This is a genomic window from Pseudofrankia sp. EUN1h, assembly GCF_001854645.1.
GTDB lineage: Bacteria > Actinomycetota > Actinomycetes > Frankiales > Frankiaceae > Pseudofrankia > Pseudofrankia saprophytica.
This window is the reverse complement of the sequence record NZ_MBLN01000074.1, coordinates 18,454-42,584: the sequence shown is the minus strand read 5'-3', so window position 1 is coordinate 42,584 and position 24,131 is coordinate 18,454. Positions and strand designations below refer to the sequence as shown.

Genomic DNA, 24,131 nt, shown 5'->3' with positions numbered 1-24,131 from the left:
CCAACGCATACCTCAGGCTAGAACCTGGCCGCGGGCACGGCCGAGGCAATCCACCAGAAGACCGCCGACGGACGCGAGAAAGACGCGGGAAACATGGGTCTGGAGCATGACCAGCCTGTCTGGACGGGTCCGGAGGCGGGTAGTCCGTCCTAGGCTGTGAGCATGTGCGCCATGCCGGTCAGCCTGGACGCCGCCGTGGAGGCGAGCCGTACCGGTGATCTGTGGCTCTTCCGCGGCCGCACCCCCGCCGACCGGGCCATCCAGACGCTCACGAACAGCCCGGTGAACCATGTCGGGATGGCGGTCGTCATCGACGACCTGCCGCCGATGATCTGGCATGCCGAGCTCGGCAGGTCGCTGACCGACCAGTGGACCGGCGACCGGCATCGCGGCGTCCAGCTGCACGACCTGCGCGACGCGGTCCAGGTGTGGGGCCAGCGCTATGGCCAGCGAGCCTGGCTGCGCCAGCTCGAGCCCGAGGTTCCCCATGAGGCGGAGGACGCGGCGCTGCGGATCATCGCCCGGCTCGACGGCACCCCGTTCCCGTCGACCGCGCAGCTCGCCGGCCGCTGGCTGCGAGGCCGGGTGCCGACACTCGTCCGCCGCGACCACGACGACGAGGCCGCCGACGAGCCGGAGGCACCGCTTTCCGATCCCACCGCCGAGCCCTGGTTCGCCTCCTTCCAGTGGCACAGCGGGCCCACCGACTCCGGCCGCCTGGCGGCCGGCTCCGCGGGTCGCGGAGGTTCCGGCACGCCGTCGGTCGACGTCGCGGACGGTGACGAGGCGCGGCCGGGCCGCTGGTCGCGGCTGCGCGCCCTGGCCACCCGGCGCGGCCCCGCCCGCGCGGCGAGCCCCGCCGACTGGCGTCCGGCCGACGAGGACGACGACGCGGGCGGGGGCGACGGGGGCCGCCCCGCCCTGGAGACGGCCTACTGCGCCGAGGTCGTCGCGATCACCTACCAGGCGATGGGCCTGCTCGCCTCCGGCCGCCGGCCGAACTGGTACGACCCGGGCAGGTTCTGGAGCGGCGACGACCTCCCACTGGCCCTCGGCTTCACCCTCGGCGCGGAGATCGCCGTCTCCATCCCGGTCTGAGCTCGGACGGGGCCGTGGCCAGGTCCACCAGCGGCGTGGTTGGGTGGCGGCATGGATGAGAAGGGCATTTTCACTCAGATCAACGCACTCGTCGCCGAGGAGCACGAGCTGCGCGCCCAGCGGGCGGCGGGGCAGGTCGACCCCGAGGCCGAGCTCGAGCGGCTCCGCCACGTCGAGGAGTCGCTGGACCAGTGCTGGGATCTGCTGCGCCGCCGCGAGGCGCTGCGTAACGCCGGCAGCGATCCGGACGAGGCGAAGGCGGCGCCGGTCGGCCAGGTCGAGGGCTACATCCAGTAGCGAATGGCCGGGCGGCCAACCTGCGCGGGCGTCCGTAGAGGGCGCTCTTGTGGCGGCGCCGTCGCGGCGGGCACGTAGTGGCGAGGGTCGTCGCGGCGGTTCACGGGCGGCAGGTTGCGGGCCGGGGTCTCGACGGGCGGGGCGTCAGCCGCGCTCGTCCCGGCGGCGCGACGCCACCCGGCTCGCGCCCGCGGGTGGAAGCGGCGGGCGGGCGGGACCAGCCTCCAGCCGGCATGCACGGCGCGGCAGGCCAGCCGGAACAGCCGCTCGTCGGCCGCCGTCCACCGGTACCCGAAGCGGCTGCGCACCGTCGTCGGGAGCAGGCCGACCGTCAGCCAGGTGAACAGCAGGCGAAACGGCACCCTGGCCGCCCGCCACAGCGGCCGCGGCAGCCATCCCAGCGCCGGCGGCCGGTCGAGCTCGCGCAGGTCGAGCACGGCGCGGGCCGCCGGGGTGTCCTCCAGGACCTCGGCGCACATCCGGTCCCAGTAGGCCACGAAGCTCGGCCAGTCCGGTGGGACCGGGCGCATGCTCACCCCGTAGAGCCGGTACCAGGCGACGTGCTCCGCGTGCAGCTGGTGGCGTTGCGCGTCGGTCAGCCCGGGGCCGAAACGCTCGGCCGTCAGGATCGTGATCATGAAGAACGTGGCGTGCGCCCAGTAGAAGGTGTCCGGATCCAGAGCGTGGTAGCGGCGGCCCTGGTCGTCGACGCCGCCGATGGCGCGGTGGTAGTCGCGGACGGTGCGGGCGGTCTCGGCGGCTCGCGGGCCGTCGTAGACGACCCCGCCGATCGGGTAGAGCGAGCGCAGCAGCCGCTGCCAGCGTTCCTCGAAGAACCGCGAATGCTGTGCCACCCCGGCGCCGAGCGCCGGGTGCGCGTTCTGCATCGCACCGGCCCACGGGGCGAGCAGCAGCGTCCGCCAGTCCCCGAAGTAGCGCCAGGTCAGTGACTCCGGCCCGAGCGGCTCCGGCCCGAACGGCTCAGGCGCTGGCGGCTCCGGTTCCGGCGGCTCCGGCGCTGGCGGCTTCGATCGTGCATCAGCCATGTGCCGCGAGGGCCTTCGCCGGTGGGCCGGTCATGGCGGTCAGGGCCGCGATCCGTTCGGGCCAGGTCCGCCGTTCCCTGGCGCTGACCAGCGTGATGACGCCGCCAGCGGCGGCGAGCGCGACCAGCGCGGCCAGATCCCAGGGCAGCTCGGCGTCGGCGATCTCGCCGCGCAGCGCCCTGGACGCCTCCCGGTTGAGCACACGAACAGTCTGCCGATCCGGCGGCGACACGGACACGCTGGTGAGCCCCCGTCGCGGCAGACCGTCGGGTCGCGGGCCGAGCTCCACCCACCCGGCCGCCGCGAGCTCCTCGCGCACGATCCGGGTGGCGGTCGCCCGGTCGTGTCCGGCCCAGTGCGCCCACGTCCGGCCCGGCGCCTGCTCGGCCGTGACCTGAYGGAGCACCAGCCTGGACAGCTCGTCGGCGGGCGAGGCGATCTGCGCCGACGCCTCGGCGAGGACGGCGAGGCCGCGGTCGTCGGCGAGCAGGCCGTCGTGGTGAAGCTGGGCCAGCGCGGCGGCGCGCAACGTCCGTCCCAGGCCCGGGACGCGGTACATCCGGCCCTTCTCCAGGTTGAACGCGAGCAGGTACAGCCGCGGGGGCAGGGACGTCGGAAGGTTCAGGCTCACCCCGAAAGCTTTCCAGGACGTACCGCAGGCGGCGTGGTCAGCTCGCCGACAGGCGGCCGCTCGCGCGGACGCGGGCCCGCGTCCGCGCCGGGCCGGTCGGCGAGCGGCAGGCGGATCGTGAACGCGGCTCCCCCCTCGGGCGCGGCGGTCGCGTACGCCCGCCCGCCGAGCCGGGACGCGAGTCGGGCGACGAGCGCGAGCCCCAGCCCCGTCGAGACCGGCCGCAGGCCGCGATAGCGCTCGTAGAGGGCCGACCGCTCGAACGCGACGGCCAGGTCGTCGTCGGTGAGCCCCGGTCCGCCGTCGCGCACCTCCAGCACCGCGACCAGCGGTCCGGCGCCCGCGAGCCCGGCGCCCGCGAGCCCGGCGCCCGCGAGCCCGGCACCTGCGCGTTCGCCACCCACGAGCCCGGCCCCCGCGCGTTCGCCGCCCCCGACCTCCGCCCGGGCCGCCAGCACGATCGGCGCGCCGGCCGGGACCAGCCGCAGCGCGTTCTCCGCGAGCCCGTCGAGGATCTGGCGCAGCCGGACCGCGTCCGTCACGGCCACGACCGGACCGGCCGGCACCTCGACCCGCAGCTCGACGCCCTCGGCGGCGCACCGGCGGTGCCAGACCTCGGCGGCGTCGGCGACGAACCTCGTCAGGTCGACGGGAGCGGCCTCGACGCGGAAGTCGTCGGCGTCGAGGCGGGCGAGGTCGAGCAGGTCCTGGACGAGTCGGTCCAGCCGCAGCGCCTCGTCGAGGATCACCCGGCCGGTGTCCGGGGTCCGCTCGACCGGGGTGACGCCGTCGGCGAGTGCCTCGGCGAACCCGCGGATCGCGGTCAGCGGCGTCCGCAGCTCGTGCGAGACCGAGAGCAGGAACTCCCGTTGGCGTGCCTCGCTGACCGTGAGCGCGGTGGCGAGCCCGCCGAGCGCCTCCGCCACCTCCGCGATCTCGGCGGGGCCGCCGGCGGGCAGCGCGAGCGCCGCGACGTCGCGCCGGCCGCTGGCGAGCTCGCCCGCGGCCGCGCTTAGTGCCCGCAGCGGCCGGGCCAGCAGACGAGCGAGCAGCAGGCCCGCGGCCGTCGCCACGGCGAGCGCGATCACCAGCGCCACCAGCAGCCGGCGCGACAGCGCCGACGTGAGCTCCCGGGCCTGCGAGGCCGGCTGGACGAGGACGACCGTCGAGCCGTCGGGCAGCGGCCGGGTCGCGACGACGACCCGGCGGCCGGCGGTGGTGCGCACGACGTCGGTCCGGTGGGTGCCGGCGAGCCGGCGCAGCGTCGCCGCCGGCAGCGCCGGCACCCACCGCCCCCCGATGGGGCCCATGGTCGTGCGCACGGCGCCGCGCGGGCCGAGGACCAGCAGGCTGACCTGCTGCGACCCGATCGCGCGGGTGACACCGGCGCGCAGCTCGGCGGTCGCCTCCGGCTGCCCGTAGAGCGCGACGACGAGGTCGGCCTGCCGGCCGAGCACCCGGCGGGCCTGCCCCTCGCCGACGTCGCCCAGCTGCCCGAGGAACACCGCCCCGGTGATGATCACCGCCAGCAGCGCGACCAGCGTCGTGGCCAGCGCCGAGCGCCGCCCGAGCCCGCCCCGGCGGCCGAGCCGACGGCGGGCGCGGGCCGGCCAGCCGGACGGCGGCGCGCTAGCCATCGGCGGTGTAGCCGACGCCGCGGACGGTGCGGATCGGCGAGGCGGCGCCGAGCTTGGCACGGACCTGGGCGACGTGCACGTCGACGGTGCGGGTCCCGGCCGCCGCCTGGTAGCCCCAGACCTGGGAGAGCAGCCGCTCCCGGGTGAAGACGAGCCCCGGGCGGGTGAGCAGCGCGGCCAGCAGGTCGAACTCGGTCGCGGTCAGCGCGACGGCCGCGCCGCCGGCGCGTACCAGGCGGCGGTCCAGGTCCAGCTCGACGGCGCCGGCGCGCAGCACCCGGCTCGCCGGCCGGTCCGCCTGGGGTCCCGCCCGGCGCAGCACCGCCCGCAGCCGCGCCACCAGCTCGCGGGGGGAGAACGGCTTGACCAGGTAGTCGTCCGCGCCGAGCTCCAGGCCGAGGATGCGGTCGACCTCGTCGTCTCGCGCCGTGACGAACAGGACCGGTGTCCAGTCGTCGTCGGCGCGCAGCGCCCGCACCACGTCGCGGCCGTCCAGCCCCGGCAGCCGGATGTCCAGGACGATCGCGACCGGGGCGAGCACCCGGGCCGCCGCGAGCCCCGCCGCGCCGTCGTGGCGGACCTCGACGCCGAACCCCTCCCTGGTCAGGTACAGCCGGATCAGGTCGCAGATGTGCGGCTCGTCCTCGACCACCAGCACGAGCCCCGACGATCGCCGCGCCGCCGCGCCCGCCACCTCCGCGGCGTGCCCGGGCGCCGAGGACATCGCGGGCGTCGAGGCCATCGAAGGCATCGGGGGCACTGGTGCGGGCGCGGCGGGCGGTGCCGGCCGGACGGCGGGCGACGGCGGCGTCGGGAGGTTTCCCACCCGTCCAGTCTGCGGCGCCGCGCGCCCCGCGCCGACCCCGCCCAGGTACCGGCCGGATTGTCTTACCGTTCTCGAACATGGCGGCCACGGCGCGCTGACGGTCCACTGGGACGGTCTGTCCATGGCCACCGCGCGTTCCGATCTCGCGTTCCTCTACCGGCGGGCCGGGTTCGGCGCGAGCCCCGCGCAGCTCGACGCCGCCGTGGCCGGCGGGTACGACGCCGCAGTCGAAGCCCTGCTCGGCGCGGGCGCCCGCCCCGGCGCCGGGGCGGATCCGGAGCCGCCGCCGACGTTCGCCCCGCTGCCCCGGCTCGCCGGCGCGGACGGCCAGACGCGGTCGACCTACGCGCAGATGGTGCGTGAGCAGGGCACCGAGCTGACCGGTTGGTGGGTGCGCCGGATGGTCGCCACCGCCGACCCGTTCACCGAGAAGCTCACGTTCTTCTGGCACGGGCACTTCGCGACGTCGATCACCAAGGTGCGGGTGGCGGCGGCGATGCTCGCGCAGAACGAGATCTTCCGGCACTCCGGGACCGGACCGTTCGACGCGCTCACCCTCGCGGTCGCCCGGGACCCGGCGATGCTGGCCTGGCTCGACGCCGGGCAGAACCGCAAGGAGCACCCGAACGAGAACTTCGCCCGGGAACTGATGGAGCTGTTCACCCTCGGCATCGGCAACTACACCGAGACCGACGTCCGGGAGGCGGCGCGAGCCTTCACCGGCTGGCGGGTGGACGCGAGCCGTACCGGGTTCCAGCTGGCCGCGAAGCAGCACGACGACGGGACGAAGACGGTGCTCGGCAGAACGGGCAACCTCGGCGGTGAGGACGTCGTCGCCCTGGTCACCCATCAGCCGGCGTCGCCCCGCTGGGTCTGCTCCCGGCTGTTCAGCCGGTTCGCCGCGCCCGTCGCGCCGGACGCGAACCCGGCGGCGGACGCGATGCTGGCGGCGTACGGCTCGACGCTCGACATCGGAGCCGCCGCGGCGGCGATGCTGCGCTCGCCCGCCTTCCTCGCGACCCGCGGCAAGCTCGTCGCCCAGCCGGTCGAGTACGTCGTCACGACGCTGCGGGCGCTCGGCCTGCGGGTGACGCCGACCGCCAGCGGCTCGGCCGGCGCCGCCACCGGTGCCGCGGCCGGCGGTGGAGCCGGCAGTGCGGCTGGCGGTGGGGCCGGCAGTGCGGCTGGCGGTGGGGCCGGCGTCGCGGCTGGCAGCGGCGCGCTGCCGCAGCGCGTCGTGCTGGCGGCGCTTGCCGGCCTTGGCCAGGTGCCGTTCCAGCCACCGAGTGTCGGCGGTTGGCCCGAGAACGCGGCCTGGCTGACGACGGCTTCCACCCAGGTGCGGACCAGGTTCGCCACGGCGGCGGCCGCGGCGGCGAACCTGGCGGTGATCGCGGACGAGCCGGCCGCCGGCCGGCCGGACGCCGTCGCCCACCTGCTGTCCCTCGACGGCTGGACCGCCCGCACCCGCGAGGCGATGGCCGGCGCCGGGGGCAACCCGGGCCGCCTCGTCGCGCTCGCCCTGTGCTCGCCCGAGTACCTGACCGTCTGAGACCCGCCCTGGAAGCCCAGCGATCCCGGAAGTCCACGAGGCCCGGGACCAGGCAGTAGCAACAAGGAGGAGGGCCGATGCCGTTCGACCGGCGCCGGTTTCTGATCGCGTCCGGGGTGACCGGCGGGCTCGCCGCGGCCAGCGCCGCCGGGGTCGTGTCCTACCGGGAGCTCCACCACGGCGCCGCCGAGGAGCCACTGGCCGGCGGCGGTGTCCTCGTCGTCGTCACCCTCTACGGCGGCAACGACGGGCTGAACATGGTCATCCCTGTCGAGGACCCGGCCTACCGGGCGGCCCGCGGCGAGCTGGCCTACTCCGCCGAGCAGGCGCTGCCGCTCACCGACGGCTTCGCGCTGCACCCCGCCATGACCGGGCTGCGCAAGCTGTGGGACGACCATCGCCTGGCGATCGTCCGCGGCGTCGGCTATCCCAAGCCGGACCACAGCCATTTCCGGTCGATGGCGATCTGGCAGACGGCCTCCCCGGGCACCACGTCGACGACCGGATGGCTCGGCCGCTGGCTCGACGCCCAGACCGGCACCTCGGCGGGCGGTTCCCCGGCTTCGGGCTCGTCGGGAGGTTCGTCGGCGCCCGGCAGCCCCGCCGCCCTGCGGGCGGTCTCCGTCGGCCCGACGCTCGCGCCACTGGTCATCGGCGCGACGACGGCCGCCGCGGCCGTCCCCACCGGCCCGTTCACCGCGCCCGGCGGCGCGATCGGCCAGGAGCTGCGCCAGCTTTACCGCCCCGATCCGGCGGATGGCCCGCTCGCCGCCCGGGTCGCGTCGTCCGGCGCGGACCTGTTCACCGTCGCGGGCGCGCTCAGCCCGGTGCTCGCGAATCAGGCGGACCAGGACCAGGGCCCGACCGGCCAGCTCGACGCCGGTGGGGGCGACGCCGCCACCGCGGCCCCGGCCACCGGCATGGCGACGTCGCCGGCGGCGTCCGCCGCGCCGAGCGCGGCCAAGGCCGGCGAGCTGGGGGCGCAACTCGACGTCGTCGCCGCCTGCATCCGCGCCGGCGTGCCGACCAGGGCCTACTCGGTCAACCTCGGCGGCTTCGACACCCACATCCTGGAGAAGGCGACCCAGGCGAAGCTGCTCGGCGAGCTGGACGCCGCCCTGACCCGCTTCCAGACCGCCGTCGCCGGCAACCCGCACGGGACGGCGGTGACGACGGTCGTCTACTCGGAGTTCGGCCGGCGGGTCGCGGCCAACGCCAACGACGGCACCGACCACGGCACCGCCGCCCCCGTCCTCGTCCTCGGCACGAACGTCCACGGCGGCTTCCACGGCGACGCCCCAAGCCTGACCGACCTGGACGACGGCGACCTGAGGTTCACCACCGACTTCCGCTCCGTCTACGCCACCCTCCTGGAGCGCGTCCTGGGAACCGACGCCGGCGTCGTCCTCGGTTCCCAGGAGCGCTTCCCCCGCCTCGCCTTCCTCTGATCCCCACGGGTATCGCCCTGGGCGCTGGTCGGCGAGACGACGGGCAAATCGGGTTAGCCGCTTCCGTCGCGCGCCATAGGGTGGCTGGTGGGCGAGGCCGGCGCCCACCTCCCTGGGTGCTGGCGCGGGCGGAGGGATGGGCGCGGTGACGGAGTCGACGCGGGTTCTGCCGGAGAAGRCCGAGCCGGAGTCGTCGGGGGATGGCGGCGGTCCGCTGGACAACGTGATCTGGGCGGCGCTGACCGGGCCGCAGGCGAGGTTCGCCGAGCGGGCCGGGCAGGCGGCGCGGTTCCAGACCGACGTCACGCCGTTCGCGGCGATGGCCGGCGGGCCGGGCCGGTGGGCGTGGGACGACCTGGCCGCGCTCGTCGGCCCCGGCGGCCCGGCGGTGCTGTTCTTCGTCGAGGAGGAGCCGCCGGCCGGCTGGCGGTCGGTCGAGGTGCTCGGCCTCGTCCAGATGGTCGCGACCGACGCGTTCGCCGGCGCCCCCGAGCCCGAGGCCCGGCCGCTCGGCCCGGGCGACGTGCCCGCGATGCTCGACCTGGTCGCCCGCACCCGCCCCGGCCCGTACCTGCGGCGGACGATCGAGCTCGGCAGCTACCTCGGCGTCTTCGACGGCGACGCGCTGGTCGCGATGGCGGGGGAGCGGCTGCGGATCCCCGGCATGACCGAGATCAGCGCCGTCTGCACCGACCCCGCCTATCAGGGCCGCGGTCTCGCGACCCGGCTGATGGGTGCCGTCGCCGCCGGGATCCGCGCCCGCGGCGAGACCCCGATCCTGCACGCGGCGGCCACGAACTCGACGGCCATCCGCCTGTACGAGCACCTCGGCTTCGAGCTGCGCGCCACCACCGTCTTCCGCTTCGTCGAGGCGCCCCGCCTCCCCGAGCCCGCCGTGCCGGAACCCCGCGCCGACGAGCCCGGTGGCTGGGTGGACGACGACGAGCCCTTCGTCCGCCCCGGCGAGTGTGGCTGACGGGCACGACAGCGCGAGGCCCTGCCCAGAGCCGGCCGGCCTGGACGTGAGATCCGCCGGTTCGGGACGACCGAGGTGGGCGCGGACCGGCAGTATGGCGGTGATGACAGGCAGCGGTCCGGCCGCGGAACTCGGCCCGGCCCCGCCGAGAGACGGGAGAACGCAAGCATGACGGAGTCCGCCCAGAAGGTGGCGATCGTGACCGGCGCGGCCCGTGGCCTGGGTGCCGCGACTGCCCTGCGGCTGGCCGAGGACGGCTACGCCGTCGCCGTGCTGGACCTCGAGGAGCAGGCCACGAAGCCGGTCGTCGACCAGATCGTCGCGGCGGGCGGCAAGGCGATCGGCGTCGGCGCGGACGTGAGCAACTCCGCGCAGGTCGAGGCCGGTGTCGCCAAGGTCGTCGCCGAGCTCGGGCCGCCGACGATCCTCGTCAACAACGCGGGCATCACCCGAGACAACCTCATCTTCAAGATGCCCGAGGCCGAGTGGGACCTCGTCATGGCCGTGCACCTGCGCGGCGCGTTCCTGATGACGAAGGCCTGCCAGAAGCACATGGTCGACGCCAAGTGGGGCCGGATCGTCAACCTCTCCAGCACGTCGGCGCTCGGTAACCGCGGCCAGGTCAACTACTCGGCCGCCAAGGCCGGCATGCAGGGCTTCACCAAGACGCTGGCGGTCGAGCTCGGCAAGTTCGGCGTCACCGCCAACGTCGTCGCCCCTGGCCTCATCGAGAGTGAGATGACCCACGCGACCGCCGAGCGCCTCGGCGAGACCTGGGAGACCTACGAGGCCCGCCGCGCCAGGGAGATCCCGGTCGCCCGCGTCGGCCAGCCGGCCGACATCGCCCACGCCGTCTCGTTCTTCGTCAGCGAGGGCGCCGGCTTCGTCTCCGGCCAGGTCCTCTACGTCGCCGGCGGCCCGAAGGCCTGAGGCCCGACGGCCCGACGGCCTGAGGGCCGGAGGGCCTGAGGGCGCATTTCATGATCTGGTGGAATCCTGGGAGCAGGAGCTCCGAAGATCCCACCAGATCATGAACGGCTCGCACGTTCGGGCAGAGGGGTGCGGCGAGAGGGCGGTGGCGAGGCCTAAGGCGGCCTACCGTTGGGACATGACGACGATCGCCGGCCCCGCCGCCCCCATCGGCTCAGCTTCGGACGCGAACGGAGTCGGCGGACCGGGGGACCTGGCCGGGGCGCCCGTGGTCGGCGGGCCGGGGCTGCCGCAGCGGCGGCACCTGGTCACCGAGCTGCCGGGGCCGCGGTCGCGGGAGCTGCTGGCGCGCCGGGACGCCGCCGTCGCGCGGGGCGTGTCGATCGCCCTTCCGGTGTTCGTCACCGCGGCGGGCGGCGGGATCCTGGTCGACGTCGACGGGAACTCGCTGATCGACCTCGGTTCCGGGATCGCCGTCACCACCGTCGGCAACAGCGCCCCGCGGGTCGTCGACAACGTGATCGCGCAGGTCCAGGCGTTCACCCACACCTGCTTCATGATCACGCCTTATGAGGGCTACGTCGCGGTCTGCGAGCAGCTGGCCCGCCTCACCCCGGGTGACCACGACAAGCGCTCGGCGCTGTTCAACTCGGGCGCCGAGGCCGTCGAGAACGCCGTCAAGATCGCCCGGATTCACACCCGCCGCCAGGCCGTGATCGTCTTCGACCACGCCTACCACGGCCGCACCAACCTGACGATGGCCCTGACCGCCAAGAACCACCCCTACAAGAACGGCTTCGGCCCGTTCGCGCCCGAGATCTACCGGGTGCCGCTGTCCTACCCGTTCCGCGACGGCCTGACCGGCCCCGAGGCCGCCGCCCGCGCGATCGGGATCATCGAGAGCCAGGTCGGCGCCGCCAACGTCGCCGCCGTCCTCATCGAGCCGGTCCAGGGCGAGGGCGGCTTCGTCGTCCCCGCCGAGGGCTTCCTGCCGGCGCTCGCGGACTGGTCGCGCGCGAATGGCGCCGTGTTCATCGCCGACGAGGTACAGACCGGCTTCGCGCGCACCGGCGCGATGTTCGCCTGCGAGCACGAGGCGGTCATCCCGGACCTCGTCGCCACCGCCAAGGGCATGGCCGGCGGCCTGCCGCTGTCCGCCGTCACCGGCCGTGCCGAGATCATGGAGTCCGCCCACCCTGGCGGCCTCGGCGGCACCTACGGCGGCAACCCGCTGGCCTGCGCCGCCGCCCTCGGCGCCATCGAGACCATCGAGCGCGACGGGCTCGTGGCGCGGGCCCGGACGATCGGCGAGCGGGTGCTGCCCCGCCTGCGCTCCGTCGCGGAGCGGGTGCCGGCCATCGGCGAGGTCCGCGGCCGGGGCGCGATGCTCGCCGTCGAGATCGTCGACCCGGGCACCGGCGAGCCGGACGCCGCCGCGACCGGCCGCGTCGCCCGGCGCTGCCACGAGCAGGGCGTCGTGGTCCTCACCTGCGGCACCGACGGCAACGTCCTGCGCCTGCTGCCGCCGCTCGCGATCGGCGACGACCTCCTCGACGACGGCATCGCCGTCCTCACCGACGCCCTCGAGACCCTCGCCCCCTGACCGGTCCTGCCCGTCCGGCTGTCCGGCCGTCTCGGCCGCTCCGGCGGCCCCGGCGGCCCCGGTGGGCCCGATGGGCCCGGCGCTCGTAGCGGTCTGGCGAGGCGGTCAGCCGAGGAGGACGATCCGGGTCGGCCGGAAGGTCACGGCGACCCGGGGCTCGAGGCCGGGGGCGCCGAAGTCCGCCAGCGTCCGGCCATAGCTGGCGAGCATCGTGGTCAGGAAGGACTTGTCCACGTCCTCCTCGATGATCGCCTGAGCGCGGATCTCCGCCGTGTGGTACGGGTTCGACGGGGAGATCGCGAAGACGGTCGCCGTCGGGCGCGCCACCATGTTCCGGTACTTGTGACGGTTCTTCGACAGCGAGGTCCGAACGACACCGTCCTCGCCCACCAGGCCCCAGATCGCGGTCGTCTGGATGGAACCGTCCGCGTTCAGCGTGCTCAGCAGGAACGTGGTGCCCGTGAACAGGTCCCGGTGCGTTTCCGGGACGACCAGAGTGTCAGCCATGCGCCCAGTCTTGCCGGGCCCCGCCGCGCGGCGGTGCCGAGGACCCGTCGCCACACGGCACCTTTCCGATGACGGCCAATCCACAGGGTCAGGGGATCTCCATCGTCTGGGCGGTGCGCAGCTCGTCGAAGGCGCGGGCCAGCTCGGCGGGCAGCCGGGAACCCAGGCGGGCGAGCAGGAGGTCGACGACGAGGGCGCAGGCGACCGGCAGGGCGTCCGGGGCGAGGCTCGGCCTCGGCGCGTCGTCGGGCGGGTGGACGGACAGCGTGCCGGCGAGCACGACGAGGACCGCGTACGGGTCGAGCCCGGGTCCCGCCAGCCACGGCGACGCCTGGCGGATGACCTCGTCGAACAGCCCGCGGACGTCGTCGCCGTCGAGGCCGTCGGGGTAGGCCCGCTCGACCAGGCCCAGCGTCAGCCGGTGCAGCAGGTCCCGGGCGACGGTCTCGTCCCGGGCGCGCAGCTGTTCGCACGCCGCCCGCAGCGCGGCCGCGTCCCCCCGCCGGGCCGCGTCGACCAGGGCCGTGACCGCCCGCGCCAGCTCCCGGCCTTCCGGCGGCAGGCCGGCCATGGTCATCGGTGACGCCCCGCTCGTCGCATGCGGCCATACTCGTCCATCCCGTCCGCCCCGGGCAGTGAGGCGGTGCCCGCGCCGTCGCCAGCTGGGCCGCCCTTGCCGGACGCCGGTTCCGCTACGCCAACGGTGATCAGTACCGGCCGTCGGAGCCGACGACGGGCTGGGTGGGGATCGTGGCCTGAGCCGGGACTGTGGCCTCGGTGGCGGCGGCGGTGGCGGTGGCGGTGGCGGAGGACTGGACAGGGACAGTAGCCGCGGCCGCGGCGTACCGGGCCACGATGTCGCCGGGCTCACCGCTGGTGATCCACTCCTGGAAGCGGCGGGCACGCTCGACGACGAGCGGATGGCCGCTGCCGACGCGCAGCTGGAAACGGTGAAGCCGGGAGATCCTGCTCTCGCCCGCGAGGACGTCCAGGTGCTGGGCCTGTTCGAGGAACGCGGCCGTGCTCATCTCGTCGGACCGGACGCCGCCGGCGAGCTTCATCATCATCCCGACGCAGGCGTCGAGGTCCTGGGTGGCCAGCATCGCGGCGCGGTCGGCGGTGAACTCCGACGCGCGGTCCCAGCTCGTCAGCGCCGCGCGGATGCCCAGCCCGACGGCGACCGTCATCGGGTTCACCCGCCGCATCCCCGCGCTCGCCGCGCCGCCGAACACCCGCGCCATCGTCTTGTAGAGGACATGGCCGCACTTGATGTGCCCGGCCTCGTGGCTGAGGACGCCGAGGAGCTCGTCCTCGGACATGAGGTCGATCAGCTCGGTGAACAGCACGATGTACGGGTGGTTGTGCCCCGACGTGTAGGCGTTCGGGGGCCCCTGGCGGACGTAGAGCTCGGGTTCGGGGAGGTCGAGCACCGCGCAGGCCTCACGCAGCAGGCCGTGGACGCGGGGCAGCTGCCGGGGGCCGACCCGTACGCCCGACGCGGTGTGCTCGACGTACTCGATCCGCTCGACGCCCCACTCGATGAACTTCGCGACCGCCTTGTCGAACCCGGGCACGCGCTTGAGGTTGTTGGTGGCCTGCCGGTCGAGCGGGTGGCGGAAGAGATCCGCGTCGAGCCCGGTGAGGTGCACCCGCGTTCCGCGGAACGTGCCGGAGCCGGTACCCGCGGGTTTGGTGAAGCTGGGCTGGTCCATTGCTGCCCCTGTTCCTGGCATGCGCCGGCCGCTCGCCGCGGCCGGGTGCTGGTCAGGGCCCGCGGGAAGGCATGCGCGCCATGTCGCCGTGGCACTGGGTGTGGCCCCGGTGGCAGGAGGCTACTTCAGACGGTGTAGATCCTGCGATGGTCGGGCAAGTCTCGATCTGTCGTCCACCTGTCAGCCCGGGTGAGCCCGCCCACTCCGCCGAGGCGACACGATCTCGGTGCTGAGTTCTAGCGTCAGACGGGATATGGACGACCTCCAAAGCGACCTTGGACCGTCGGGCCGTCAGGACCGGCTTCCGGACCTGACCGCTCGAGCCGGCCGGGTGGGCTGGGCAGGGCCGTCAGGACTACGACGAAGCCGGTGAAACCGTGAGTGCAGGTGGCGGTGTGGCCACGGGGGTCTCGAGGGCGGGCGGCCCTGAGGCAGGGACGGCGAGCGATGGCGGGGCGCGGATGGCGGAGCCGTCCGGGACGCCCGCGGTGGCCGCCCCCGGGGTGACCTTCAGCGACGGCGCCGACGGGACGACGCGGTGCGTGCTCACCTGGCCGGTGGCGACGGGGCGGCCACCGCTCGCGGTCGTCGTCGACGTGTTCACCCGGCTCGGCGTCGAGGTCGTCGACCACGACCGGCCGCCGACCGGCGCCGACGGGTCAAGGGCCCCCGACTGGGACGAGTACCTGCTGCGGCTGCCCGACCCGCCAGGCACCGCGTCGGCAGGCATCGCGTCGGCAGGCATCGCGTCGGCAGGCAACGACGCGGGCACGGCCCCGGCGGGCACGGCGCCATCAGGCACGGCCCCGGCGGGCATGGCGGCGGCGGGCATGGCGGCGGCACGGGAGGCGCTCGGGCAGCTGTTCGTCGCGGTGTGGACGGGGCAGGCCGAGCTGGACGGGTTCACCCGGCTGGCGCTGACCGCGGGCGTCCCCTGGCGCGAGGTCGACGTCCTGCGGGCGGCCTGGCGGTTCCTGCACCAGAGYGKGGTCGGCCTGTCGCACGACTACGCCGCGCGGACGGTGCTGGCGAACCCGGCGTTCGCCCACGGGCTGCTCGACTACTTCCAGGCCCGCTTCGACCCGGACCGCACCGACCCGGACGGCACCGGCTCGGACCACACCGGCTCGGAGCAGCCCGGCCCGGAGGCCCGGGCGGCGGCCGCGGCGGCGGCGTTGGCCAGGCTGGAAACGCTGCTCACCGCCGTCGCCAGCCTCGACGAGGACCGGATCCTGCGCGGGCTACGCGACGTGCTCACCGCGGTGATCCGCACCAACCACTACCAGCGCGACGCCGCCGGGCGGGCGAAGCCGGCGCTGGCGCTGAAGATCGCCTCGTCACGGCTCGGCCTCCTGCCGGCGCCGCGGCCCTGGGTCGAGGTGTTCGTGACGTCGCCGACCGTCGAGGGCGTGCACATGCGCGGCGGACGGGTCGCCCGCGGCGGCCTGCGCTTCTCCGACCGGCCCGAGGACTACCGCACCGAGGCGCACGGCCTCTACCGGGCACAGGTCACCAAGAACGTCGTCATCGTTCCCGACGGGGCCAAGGGCGCCTTCGTCCTGCATGATCCGTCCACGGCCGCCGGCACCCGGATCGGCGCCGGCACCCGGATCGGCGGTGCGGCCGGCGGCGGCGACCCGGGCGCGGGCGGCGCCGGTGGTGGGCGTCGAAGTCAGGAGCGGGTGCGGGCCGCGTACCGGACGTTCGTGTCGGCCCTGCTGGACGTGACCGACAACCTGGTCGGCGGCAGGCCGCTCGGCCCGGAGCGCACCATCTGCTACGACGACCCGGACACATACCTGGTCGTCGCCGCCGACAAGGGCACGGCGACCTTCTCCGACCTCGCCAACGAGATCGCCGCCGAGTACGGCTACTGGCTGGGCGACGCGTTCGCGTCCGGCGGGTCGGCCGGCTACGACCACAAGGAGATCGGGATCACCGCCCGGGGGGCCTGGGAGTCGGCCCGCCAGCACCTGCGCGAGCTCGGCGTCGACGCCGACCGCGACCCGTACACCGTCGTCGGGATCGGCGACATGTCCGGCGACGTCTTCGGCAACGGCATGCTGCGGTCACGCTCGATGCGACTGGTCGGCGCCTTCGACCACCGGCATGTCTTCATCGACCCGGATCCCGACCCGGCGGCCTCCTTCGCCGAGCGGCAGCGGCTCTACGAGCTGCCCGCCTCGTCGTGGGCGGACTACGACCCCAAGATCCTCTCGCCCGGTGGCGGCGTGTTCCGCCGCGACGCCCGCCGCGTCGAACTCTCGGCCAGGGCCCGCGAGGTGCTCGGCCTCCCGCCCGCCGCCCCCACCGCCGACAGCGACGGCGCCTCGGGCGACACCGGCGGCGGTGCCGGCGATGGCGGCACCGCCGCCGGCGGCGGCATGTCGCCGGTCGAGCTGATCCAGGCGTTGCTGCGCGCCCCCGTCGACCTGATCTACAACGGCGGTATCGGCACCTACATCAAGGCCAGCACCGAGGACGACGACGACGCCGCCGACCACGCGAACGACGCGGTCCGCGTCGACGCCGACGAACTGCGCGCCCGGGTCGTCGTCGAAGGCGGCAACCTCGGTGTCACCCAGGCCGGCCGGGTCGAGCTCGCCCACCTCGGCGGAAAGATCAACACGGACTTCCTCGACAACTCCGCCGGCGTCGACACCTCCGACCGCGAGGTCAACCTGAAGATCCTGCTGGCCGGCGCGGTGGACGACGGCGAGCTCACCCGCGCGGGCCGCGACGAGCTGCTGCGCTCGCTGACCGACGACGTCGCGGCGGCCGTCCTCGACGACAGCGCCCAACAGGCGGTGGCGGTGAGTCTGGCGGCGACCTACGCGCCGTTCTTCCTGGACCGCCACATTCGGCTGCTGCGCAACCTCGAGGCCCGCTCCGGCCTGGTCCGGGCGCTGGAGCACCTGCCGTCGGAGACGCGGCTGGAGGAGCTGCGCGCCGAGCGCACCGGACTCACCCGCCCGGAGCTCGCCGTGCTGCAGGCCAAGGCGAAGACGCTCGTGCGCCAGGAGCTGCTGGACTCGACGCTGCCGGACGCGCCCGCGCTCGACCTGATCGCCCAGTGCTACTTCCCGCCGGCGGTGCGGGAACGTTTCGCGGTCCGGATCAGCGCGCACCCGCTGGTCCGCGAGATCATCGCGACCCGGCTGGCGAACGAGCTGGTCAACCGGATGGGGCCCGGCTTCGTCTTCCGGCTGGAGGAGGAGGTCGGCGTGACCACCGCCGACGCCGCCCGGGCGTACGCGGCCGCGGCGGCGTTGTTCGGCCTCGACGACCTGTGGGCGGCGCTGGACCGCGGCGGCGACGCGATGGCGGCCGCCGAGGAGCTCGCCGGCCGGCGCGCGGCCCGCGAGTTCCACGAGCTGGCGGCCGGGTGGCTGCTGCGCCACGCCCGCGGCCCGGCCGGCACCACGACGGTCACCGAACGACTGCGCCGGCCGGCGGCCGACCTCGCCGCCGCGTTCGGCGTGGGTGGCCCGGCAGCCGAAGCGGACCTGACCGCGAGGATCGCGGGGCTCGGCGCGCTCGGCACCGCGCTCGACCTGCTGGTCGCCGCGCCGCGACCGGCGCCGGCGGCCATCGAGGACGCCGCCGCCGTGCATCAGGTGCTCGGCCGCTGGCTCGGCCTCGCCGGCCTGCACACCCGGCTGGTCGACGTCGCCGCCGACTCGCACTGGACGCTCGCCGCCAAGGCGGCCCTGCGTGCCCGGCTCACCGAGCTGTGGGCGACGCTCGACTGGCTCGTCCTCGTTGCCGCCCGCGCCGATGCCCCCGCCTCGTGGGGAGCCGCGGAGCCGGCCGGCACCGGCGGGGACGCCGACGCCTGTCTGGCCGACGGCCAGCGGGCGCTCACCTCTCGCTGGCTCACCCGGCGCGCCGACGCCGTCGGCCCTTTCACCGCCGTCCTCGCCGAGCTCGCCGGCGAACCGCCCTCGGGCGAGCCTCGCCCCCGCTCCGCGCGCCGGGCGGTCTTCCAACCCACCGACGTCCGGGTCGGCACCGGCCCCATCGACGTCGCCGCGGCCACGGTCGCGATCCGCGAGCTGCGCCTCCTCGTCGAACGCGTCCAGTTCACCGACAACGGCCTTGGCCCCCGCCTGCGCGACGACTGACCCACCGGCCTGGCGCGCCCCGTCCGGCCTTCCGGCCTGACCTGCCTGGACCGCGAGCCGGCCGCGCCACCGGTAACCATCGGTAATCAATCGTGCGCGGCTGAGCGGGACGCTGAAGGGCGACCGGGACAGACCTGGGGTCAAGCGCTGAACCGTGCCTGCTCCATCCCGCCGCCCCTCCCACGGGCGCAACCTCACCGGGCGTCCTCCTACCCCCTCCGGCGCCGAATCGTGGTCGATGGTGGTGCCCCGGGGCACCACCATCGACCACGCTCGATGATCGACAATTGAGCTGTGGTCGATGGTGGTGCCCGTGTGGTCGATGACCGGCCACGATTCGACGGCCAGGCGCCTGTGGACAGGTGGGAGCGCCGGAGGCGGCGGTCGGGCATCCTCGCGGCGTGACGATCCGGCGGCGCGCGGTGCTACTCCTGTCGAACCCGCGGTGGGAGGCGCTCATCAACGCCCAGGCCAAGGCGTTTACCGTCGCCCAGGCCGGCCAACACGGGATCACCCACCATCACATCCGAGCGCAGGTCGTCTCCGGTCGATGGCAACGTGTCCATCCGCGGGTCTACGTCGCCTACAACGGTCCGCTGACCGAAGAGAGCAGGCTGTGGGCGGCCGTGCTCTACGCCGGACCGGACACGGCCGTTCTGTGCCTGCGGACCGCCGGGCATGCGTGGGGCCTGGTCGCCGCGCCGCCGTCGACCATCGACGTGCTCGTCGAAGGCCTGTCCCGCCTGGTCGCGGCAGACGACGTGCGCGTTCACCGCACCCGTCGGTCGATTCCTCCCGGCGACATCCACCGGTCCGCGGCTCCGCCCCGCACGACCATTGAACGGACGGTCCTTGACCTGGCCGAACAGCTGGACGAGGCCGACGACGTGTGTGAGCTCGTCGCCAAGGCGATCCGCGGCCAGCTGACGACGGGGCCGCGGCTGGTGGCCGCGTTGGAACGGCGCAGCCACGCCCGCCACCGGCGGTTGCTCGGCGAGATCATCCGACTCGCCGAGGACGGCGCCCACTCGGTGCTCGAGATCCGGTTCGTGCAGCTCGTGCGCCGCCACGGCCTGCCGGAACCAAGACGACAGATCTGGCATCGCGACGGCGACCGGTCCTACCGGTTCGACGCCTTGTACGAGCAGTTCGAGCTCGCGGTCGAACTGGACGGCCGCCTCGTTCACACCGCTGTCGGGCAGTGGGAAGCCGGCCTCGAGCGGGACAACATCATCCAGAACTCGGGCCTCGACACGCAGCACTTCTCTGGCAGGCAGGTGCTCGGCGGCCCCTGCCGGGTCGCCCGTCAACTTGCCACCGCGCTCGAGGCGCGCGGCTGGGCAGGCGTGTACCGGCCGTGCCCCGACTGCCCGTGAACCGGCGGGCGCCCGAAGCATGGCTGGGTGCGACCCGGCGGCTGGCGGCGTGGCGACCCGGCGACCCGGCGACCCGACGGCCCGGCGACCCGACGGCCCTGCTCCGTGGCGACAGGGCGGCGCGGGTTGGAACCGAGGTCGCCGAGGGTGCGTCGGAGAGGGCGTGATGCGGCGACGGGAATTACTGCGGGCGGCCGTCCTGGGGGCGGCGGGCCTGGGCTTGGGCGCCCTGACCGGTGCGTGCGGCGACGCGGCCGGTGGCGAGGGCGGTGGGCCCGCCGGTGACGGTGGGTCCGCCGGTGGGGCGGTGGTCGCGGAGAACGTCGCCCGGGCCCCGGCGGATGCGGCGGCGCTCGGCGGCGCCGCGACCGCGGTCCGCGGGTTCACCGCCGACCTCTACCGGCGAGCCGCGGCGGCGAACGCCGGAAACCTGGTCTGCTCGCCGTACTCAGTGGCGGTCGCGCTCGGGATGACCCGGGCCGGTGCCGCCGGCCGCACGGCCGCCGAGATGGACGCGGTGCTGCACGCGTCCGCACTGGGGAGCGGGCCGGACGGGCTGCCCGTCGGGCTGAACGCACTGGCGCTGGCGATGGAGAGCCGGGCCAGCAAGCGGACGCTGCCCGACGGCTCGACGATCGAGCTCGTCCTGGACGTGGCGAACTCGCTGTGGGGCCAACGGCAGGTGCCCTGGGAGACGCCGTTCCTGGCGACCCTGGCGCGCTACTACGGGTCGGGCATGCGGACCGTCGACTTCGGGGCGGACGCCGCGGGCGCGGCCAGCGCGATCAACGCCTGGGTCTCGAAGCAGACCTACGACCGCATCCCGCGGCTGCTCTCGGCCGGCGACCTGGACGCCTCCACCCGGCTGGTGCTGGTCAACGCGCTGTACCTGCGTGCCCCGTGGCAGACGCCGTTCGGGGACGCCCGGCCGGCGCGGTTCACCCGCCCCGACGGCTCGGTCGTCCAGGCCCAGCTGATGGCCGGGACGGTGTCAGGTGCCGGGTACGCGACCGGGCCGGGCTGGCAGGCCGTCGACGTCCCCTATGCCGGCGGCGAGCTGGCGATGGCGGTCGTGCTGCCCGACCCGGGCCGGTTCGACGCGGTCGAGGCGGCGCTCGACGAGGCGGCGCTGCGCGGCCTGCTCACCGGTTTCCAGCCGGCGGCGGTGGAGCTGGAACTGCCGCGCTGGACGTTTCGTACCCACGCCGACCTGAACGACCTGCTGGTGGCGCTCGGCATGCCGACCGCCTTCGGTGGCGACGCCGACTTCAGCGGGATGACCGCGGCCGAGAAGCTGCACATCGACAGGGTGGTGCACGAGGCGTTCATCGCCGTCGACGAGCAGGGCACCGAGGCCGCGGCGGCGACCGCCGTGTCCATGGCCGTCTCGGCGATCATGACCGACCGTCGCCTGACCGTCGACCGCCCGTTCCTGTTCGTCATCCACGACCGGGCGACGGCGACCCCGCTGTTCGTCGGTCGCGTTGTCGACCCGACCGCCATCTGACCCGCCCGCGCCTGACTGGTCCGGCGGCGCCGCTGGCCCGACCACGGCCTCGGCGGGCAAACCCTGCCGTTCCGGGAAGTTAGCCACCTGGAAATTTGGCCCTGACGGTGTCGTCATGACGACTGGACAGAGTGGTCGGCGGGCCACCATGCGGGGAGCGGGGTCCGGCCGCCCGGAGTGATCCGTGTTTCGGGCCGTCGGTCGGTTCCCCGGGCAGCGCGCGACCGTCTGGAGGCAGCATGACCAGGATCTTCGCCGACCTGCGGGCTCCCGAGATCGCGGACCTGTCGCCGGGGGCGGTGGCCGTCCTGCCGATCGGGTCGGTGGAGCAGCACGGGCCGCACCTGCCGCTCTCGACCGACCTGGTCGTCGCCGACACGCTCGCGCGCGACGTGGTCGCGGCCCACGGGGACGAGATCGACCTGCTGCTGCTGCCGACGCTGGCCTACAGCAAGTCCAACGAGCATGCCTGGTCGGCGGGGACGATGTGGCTGTCGGCGACGACGGTGCTGGCGACGCTCGACGACCTGGGCCGCTGCCTCGCGACGACGCCCGTCGAGCGGCTGGTGTTCCTCAACGGCCATGGCGGCAACAGCGCGCTGCTGCAGGTCGCGAGCCGCGACATCCGGCTCGCGCACGGGCTGCGCACCTTCGTCATGCACCCGTCGCTGCCCCCCGACCACGGCGGGACGGCGCCCGCGTCCGAGCTGGGCATGGGCATCCACGCCGGGATCGAGGAGACGTCACTGATGCTGCACCTGCGCCCCGACCTGGTCCGGATGGACCTGGCCGAGCGCAGCGTGCCGGAGCACCTGGCCTCCTTCGAGCGGGTCGGCTGGGGCCGCCCGGTCTCGTTCGGCTGGCTGTCCGACGACTTCGGGACGAACGGCACCCTCGGCGACCCGGTCGGCGCCACGGCCGAGCACGGCAAGGAGCGCTACGAGGCGATGGTCGAGACCGCCGCCGCGTCGCTGCGTGAGATCGCCCGCTTCGACCCGAAGCACGCCCGGTGACGGCCGAGCTGTCGACGGCCGTGCGGCCGCTGGCCACACCTGGGTCGGCCGAGCTGCCGGCGCACGCGGACGTCGTCGTCATCGGCGGTGGGCACAACGGGCTGGCGTGCGCGGCGTACCTGGCGCGCGCCGGCCGGTCCGTCGTCGTCCTCGAGGCACGGGAGACGGCCGGCGGGTGTGCCTCGACGGTCGACGCGCTCGGTACCCGCGTCAACGTCTGTAACTGCGACCACACGATGATCCGCGCCAGCGGCATCGTCGAGGAGCTCGACCTGGCCTCCTATGGCCTGCGCTACCTGGACGTCGACCCGCTGGTCATCGGTGTCGGCTGGGGCGATGAGCCGGTGTTCGTCCAGTGGCGCTCGATCGAGCGCACCGTCGACGGCCTTGCCCGGATCGACCCGGCCGCGGCCACCGCCTACCGGCGCTACCTGGAGGTCGCGATCCCGGCGGCGAAGCTGGTGCTGGCCGTGCAGGGCGGCCGGCCGACGACGCCGTCGATCGTCGCCACCGTCGTCGCGCAGCAGCGGCTGCGCGGCTCCCGGGTGCTGCTGGACTGGCCGCGGCGCAGCCTGGTCGACGTGCTCACCTCGTTCGGCCTGYCGCCGTGGATGATCGCCTCGACGCACACCGTCGGTCCTGCGGTGTGGGGGCTGGGGCCGGACGCGCCGGGCACCGGACTCGGGGCGCTGGGGCTCGCGATCCGCCACCTCGTCGGCGTCGGCCGGCCGGTCGGTGGCAGTGGCGCGGTGCCCGCGGCGCTCGAGGCCTGCGCGCGCGCCCACGGCGGGCAGGTCGTCACCGGGGCGCGGGTGTCCGGGGTCGACATCGTGTCGGGGCGGGCCCGGGCGGTGCGGCTCGTCGACGGGCGGCGGATCACCGCCGGGGCCGTCGTGAACGCCACCGACCCCCACACCCTGCTCGTCGACTGGCTCGCCGGTGTCCCGGCCACACGCAGACTGCGGAAGCGCTGGGTCGAAAGGCCCGCGGCCGACGGTTACGAGTCGAAGGTGGACGCGGTCGTCACCGCCCTGCCGACGCCCCGCGCGGTCCTGGAGCTGCCCGAGGACGTGCTCCCGGCGGCGCTGCGCCACGTCCCGACGACGATCGTGAGCCCGACACCCGAGCAGCAGATCGCCGCCGCGGCGGCGCTGCCGACGGGCCTGGTCAGCGACCCGCCGATGTTCTTCCTCAACATCCCGTCCGTCCTGGACGAGACCATGCGGCCATCGCCGGCCGAAGGACGCGGGATGATGGCGGAGCCTCCCGCGTCCGGAGGCTCCTCAGGCGGCATGGCCGAAGGGCGCGGGATGATGGCGGAGCCTCCCGCGTCCGGAGGCTCCTCAGGCGGCATGGCCGAAGGGCGCGGGATGATGGCGGAGCCTCCCGCGTCCGGAGGCCCCTCGGCCGACCTGGCCGGAGGCCCCTGGGGAGGCACGGCGGCGCACGTGCTCAGCCTTGAGGTTCTGTGGACGCCGTGGGCGCGGCGGGGCGGCTGGGGCGACGCGGCGGTGCCATGGGGCTGGCTGGAGCGGTACGCCTCGATCTGCGGCGACGGGCCGGGCGTGCTGGCATCGGTGCGGGACTGGCGGGCGATGACGCCGCCCGACTACGAGCGCGAGTTCTTCCTGCGCCGTGGCTATGTCCCGTCGTTCCCGGACGGGGTCATGGCGGCCCTGCTGGGCCGGCACCGCGAGCTGTCCCGCTACCGCACGCCGATCGCCGGCCTCTACCTGACGGGCGGGGCCACCTTCCCGGGCGCCGGAGTCTGGGGTGCCTCCGGCCGCAACGCCGCGGCGACGGTCCTGGCCTCCGCCGGCCGCACCCGGCTGCCGCTGTAGCCGGCGA

Annotated in this window: 19 protein-coding genes; 12 read left to right on the top strand and 7 right to left on the bottom strand. The window is 74.9% G+C overall.

Going from position 1 to position 24,131, the window contains the following annotated elements; genetic code table 11:
• Positions 1–162: 162 nt before the first annotated feature.
• Both BCD49_RS45340 and BCD49_RS29100 read left to right on the top strand, forming a co-directional pair.
• Entirely contained in the window at positions 163–1,098 is a 936-nt protein-coding gene (locus BCD49_RS45340) for a hypothetical protein (RefSeq protein WP_442960533.1), read from the top strand.
• Between the two features lie 51 nt (positions 1,099–1,149).
• Entirely contained in the window at positions 1,150–1,395 is a 246-nt protein-coding gene (locus tag BCD49_RS29100; protein WP_007514468.1) for a DUF2630 family protein, read from the top strand.
• Here BCD49_RS29100 and BCD49_RS29095 read toward each other — a convergent pair.
• The 4 genes from BCD49_RS29095 to BCD49_RS29080 are packed head-to-tail and all read right to left on the bottom strand — an operon-like array spanning position 1,383 to position 5,433.
• Positions 1,383–2,441: an oxygenase MpaB family protein gene (locus BCD49_RS29095; protein ID WP_007514469.1), complete on the bottom strand. Its 1,059-nt coding sequence runs from the start codon at positions 2,439–2,441 to the stop codon at positions 1,383–1,385. The genes BCD49_RS29100 and BCD49_RS29095 overlap by 13 nt on opposite strands.
• Positions 2,434–3,072 (bottom strand): GPP34 family phosphoprotein, encoded by a 639-nt coding sequence (locus BCD49_RS29090; protein WP_071042124.1) that lies wholly within the window; start codon positions 3,070–3,072, stop codon positions 2,434–2,436. The genes BCD49_RS29095 and BCD49_RS29090 overlap by 8 nt, the downstream gene beginning before the upstream one ends.
• The gene (locus BCD49_RS29085) at positions 3,069–4,709 is read right to left on the bottom strand and encodes a sensor histidine kinase (protein ID WP_007514471.1); all 1,641 of its coding nucleotides are present in this window, start codon (positions 4,707–4,709) and stop codon (positions 3,069–3,071) included. The genes BCD49_RS29090 and BCD49_RS29085 overlap by 4 nt, the downstream gene beginning before the upstream one ends.
• Positions 4,702–5,433: a response regulator transcription factor gene (locus BCD49_RS29080; RefSeq protein ID WP_051466235.1), complete on the bottom strand. Its 732-nt coding sequence runs from the start codon at positions 5,431–5,433 to the stop codon at positions 4,702–4,704. Before BCD49_RS29080 ends, BCD49_RS29085 begins: the two co-directional genes overlap by 8 nt.
• A gap of 223 nt (positions 5,434–5,656) precedes the next feature.
• Here BCD49_RS29080 and BCD49_RS29075 point away from each other — a divergent pair, with 223 nt between their 5' ends.
• From BCD49_RS29075 to gabT, 5 genes are all read left to right on the top strand, one after another.
• Positions 5,657–7,087 carry a DUF1800 domain-containing protein gene (locus tag BCD49_RS29075; protein WP_007514473.1) on the top strand — a complete coding sequence of 477 codons (1,431 nt, stop codon included), beginning with the start codon at positions 5,657–5,659 and terminating at the stop codon, positions 7,085–7,087.
• 77 nt (positions 7,088–7,164) lie between these two features.
• Positions 7,165–8,535 (top strand): DUF1501 domain-containing protein, encoded by a 1,371-nt coding sequence (locus BCD49_RS29070; protein ID WP_007514474.1) that lies wholly within the window; start codon positions 7,165–7,167, stop codon positions 8,533–8,535.
• A gap of 145 nt (positions 8,536–8,680) precedes the next feature.
• The gene (locus BCD49_RS29065) at positions 8,681–9,511 is read left to right on the top strand and encodes a GNAT family N-acetyltransferase (RefSeq protein ID WP_071042140.1); all 831 of its coding nucleotides are present in this window, start codon (positions 8,681–8,683) and stop codon (positions 9,509–9,511) included.
• Between the two features lie 168 nt (positions 9,512–9,679).
• Positions 9,680–10,441: a 3-oxoacyl-ACP reductase FabG gene (gene fabG / locus BCD49_RS29060; protein ID WP_007514476.1), complete on the top strand. Its 762-nt coding sequence runs from the start codon at positions 9,680–9,682 to the stop codon at positions 10,439–10,441.
• A 145-nt stretch (positions 10,442–10,586) separates the two neighbouring features.
• A complete protein-coding gene (gabT, locus tag BCD49_RS29055) occupies positions 10,587–12,044 on the top strand; it encodes a 4-aminobutyrate--2-oxoglutarate transaminase (protein ID WP_007514477.1) in 1,458 nt (485 codons plus the stop codon).
• Between the two features lie 105 nt (positions 12,045–12,149).
• Here the strand turns inward: gabT and BCD49_RS29050 are convergent, their stop codons facing one another.
• The 3 genes from BCD49_RS29050 to BCD49_RS29040 all read right to left on the bottom strand — a co-directional run bounded on the left by BCD49_RS29050 (position 12,150) and on the right by BCD49_RS29040 (position 14,263).
• Entirely contained in the window at positions 12,150–12,551 is a 402-nt protein-coding gene (locus BCD49_RS29050; protein WP_007514478.1) for a pyridoxamine 5'-phosphate oxidase family protein, read from the bottom strand.
• A gap of 88 nt (positions 12,552–12,639) precedes the next feature.
• Positions 12,640–13,128, bottom strand: coding sequence for a hypothetical protein (locus tag BCD49_RS29045; protein WP_007514479.1), 489 nt, complete (start codon positions 13,126–13,128; stop codon positions 12,640–12,642).
• A gap of 130 nt (positions 13,129–13,258) precedes the next feature.
• Entirely contained in the window at positions 13,259–14,263 is a 1,005-nt protein-coding gene (locus tag BCD49_RS29040) for a M48 family metallopeptidase (protein WP_007514481.1), read from the bottom strand.
• Between the two features lie 461 nt (positions 14,264–14,724).
• Between BCD49_RS29040 and BCD49_RS29035 the strand changes: the two genes are divergently transcribed.
• From BCD49_RS29035 to BCD49_RS29015, 5 genes are all read left to right on the top strand, one after another.
• Entirely contained in the window at positions 14,725–18,387 is a 3,663-nt protein-coding gene (locus BCD49_RS29035; RefSeq protein ID WP_241832415.1) for an NAD-glutamate dehydrogenase domain-containing protein, read from the top strand.
• 362 nt (positions 18,388–18,749) lie between these two features.
• Positions 18,750–19,763 (top strand): hypothetical protein, encoded by a 1,014-nt coding sequence (locus BCD49_RS29030; protein ID WP_241832414.1) that lies wholly within the window; start codon positions 18,750–18,752, stop codon positions 19,761–19,763.
• Positions 19,764–19,929: 166 nt separating this feature from the next.
• Positions 19,930–21,270, top strand: coding sequence for a serpin family protein (locus tag BCD49_RS29025; protein WP_007514484.1), 1,341 nt, complete (start codon positions 19,930–19,932; stop codon positions 21,268–21,270).
• A 239-nt stretch (positions 21,271–21,509) separates the two neighbouring features.
• On the top strand, positions 21,510–22,283 hold the full coding sequence (locus BCD49_RS29020; RefSeq protein WP_007514485.1) for a creatininase family protein: 774 nt from the start codon (positions 21,510–21,512) through the stop codon (positions 22,281–22,283).
• Positions 22,280–24,124, top strand: a complete 1,845-nt coding sequence (locus BCD49_RS29015; RefSeq protein WP_083401760.1) for a phytoene desaturase family protein — start codon at positions 22,280–22,282, stop codon at positions 24,122–24,124. Before BCD49_RS29020 ends, BCD49_RS29015 begins: the two co-directional genes overlap by 4 nt.
• The last annotated feature ends 7 nt before the right edge of the window (positions 24,125–24,131 follow it).

Bases quoted from the DNA above. Each gene is read 5' to 3' on its own strand.
- BCD49_RS45340 (WP_442960533.1), top strand. From the start codon at position 163: ATGTGCGCCATGCCGGTCAGCCTGGACGCCGCCGTGGAGGCGAGCCGT.
- BCD49_RS29100 (WP_007514468.1), top strand. From the start codon at position 1,150: ATGGATGAGAAGGGCATTTTCACTCAGATCAACGCACTCGTCGCCGAG.
- BCD49_RS29095 (WP_007514469.1), bottom strand. From the start codon at position 2,441: ATGGCTGATGCACGATCGAAGCCGCCAGCGCCGGAGCCGCCGGAACCG.
- BCD49_RS29085 (WP_007514471.1), bottom strand. From the start codon at position 4,709: ATGGCTAGCGCGCCGCCGTCCGGCTGGCCGGCCCGCGCCCGCCGTCGG.
- BCD49_RS29080 (WP_051466235.1), bottom strand. From the start codon at position 5,433: ATGTCCTCGGCGCCCGGGCACGCCGCGGAGGTGGCGGGCGCGGCGGCG.
- BCD49_RS29075 (WP_007514473.1), top strand. From the start codon at position 5,657: ATGGCCACCGCGCGTTCCGATCTCGCGTTCCTCTACCGGCGGGCCGGG.
- BCD49_RS29070 (WP_007514474.1), top strand. From the start codon at position 7,165: ATGCCGTTCGACCGGCGCCGGTTTCTGATCGCGTCCGGGGTGACCGGC.
- fabG (WP_007514476.1), top strand. From the start codon at position 9,680: ATGACGGAGTCCGCCCAGAAGGTGGCGATCGTGACCGGCGCGGCCCGT.
- BCD49_RS29050 (WP_007514478.1), bottom strand. From the start codon at position 12,551: ATGGCTGACACTCTGGTCGTCCCGGAAACGCACCGGGACCTGTTCACG.
- BCD49_RS29045 (WP_007514479.1), bottom strand. From the start codon at position 13,128: ATGACCATGGCCGGCCTGCCGCCGGAAGGCCGGGAGCTGGCGCGGGCG.
- BCD49_RS29040 (WP_007514481.1), bottom strand. From the start codon at position 14,263: ATGGACCAGCCCAGCTTCACCAAACCCGCGGGTACCGGCTCCGGCACG.
- BCD49_RS29025 (WP_007514484.1), top strand. From the start codon at position 19,930: ATGCGGCGACGGGAATTACTGCGGGCGGCCGTCCTGGGGGCGGCGGGC.
- BCD49_RS29020 (WP_007514485.1), top strand. From the start codon at position 21,510: ATGACCAGGATCTTCGCCGACCTGCGGGCTCCCGAGATCGCGGACCTG.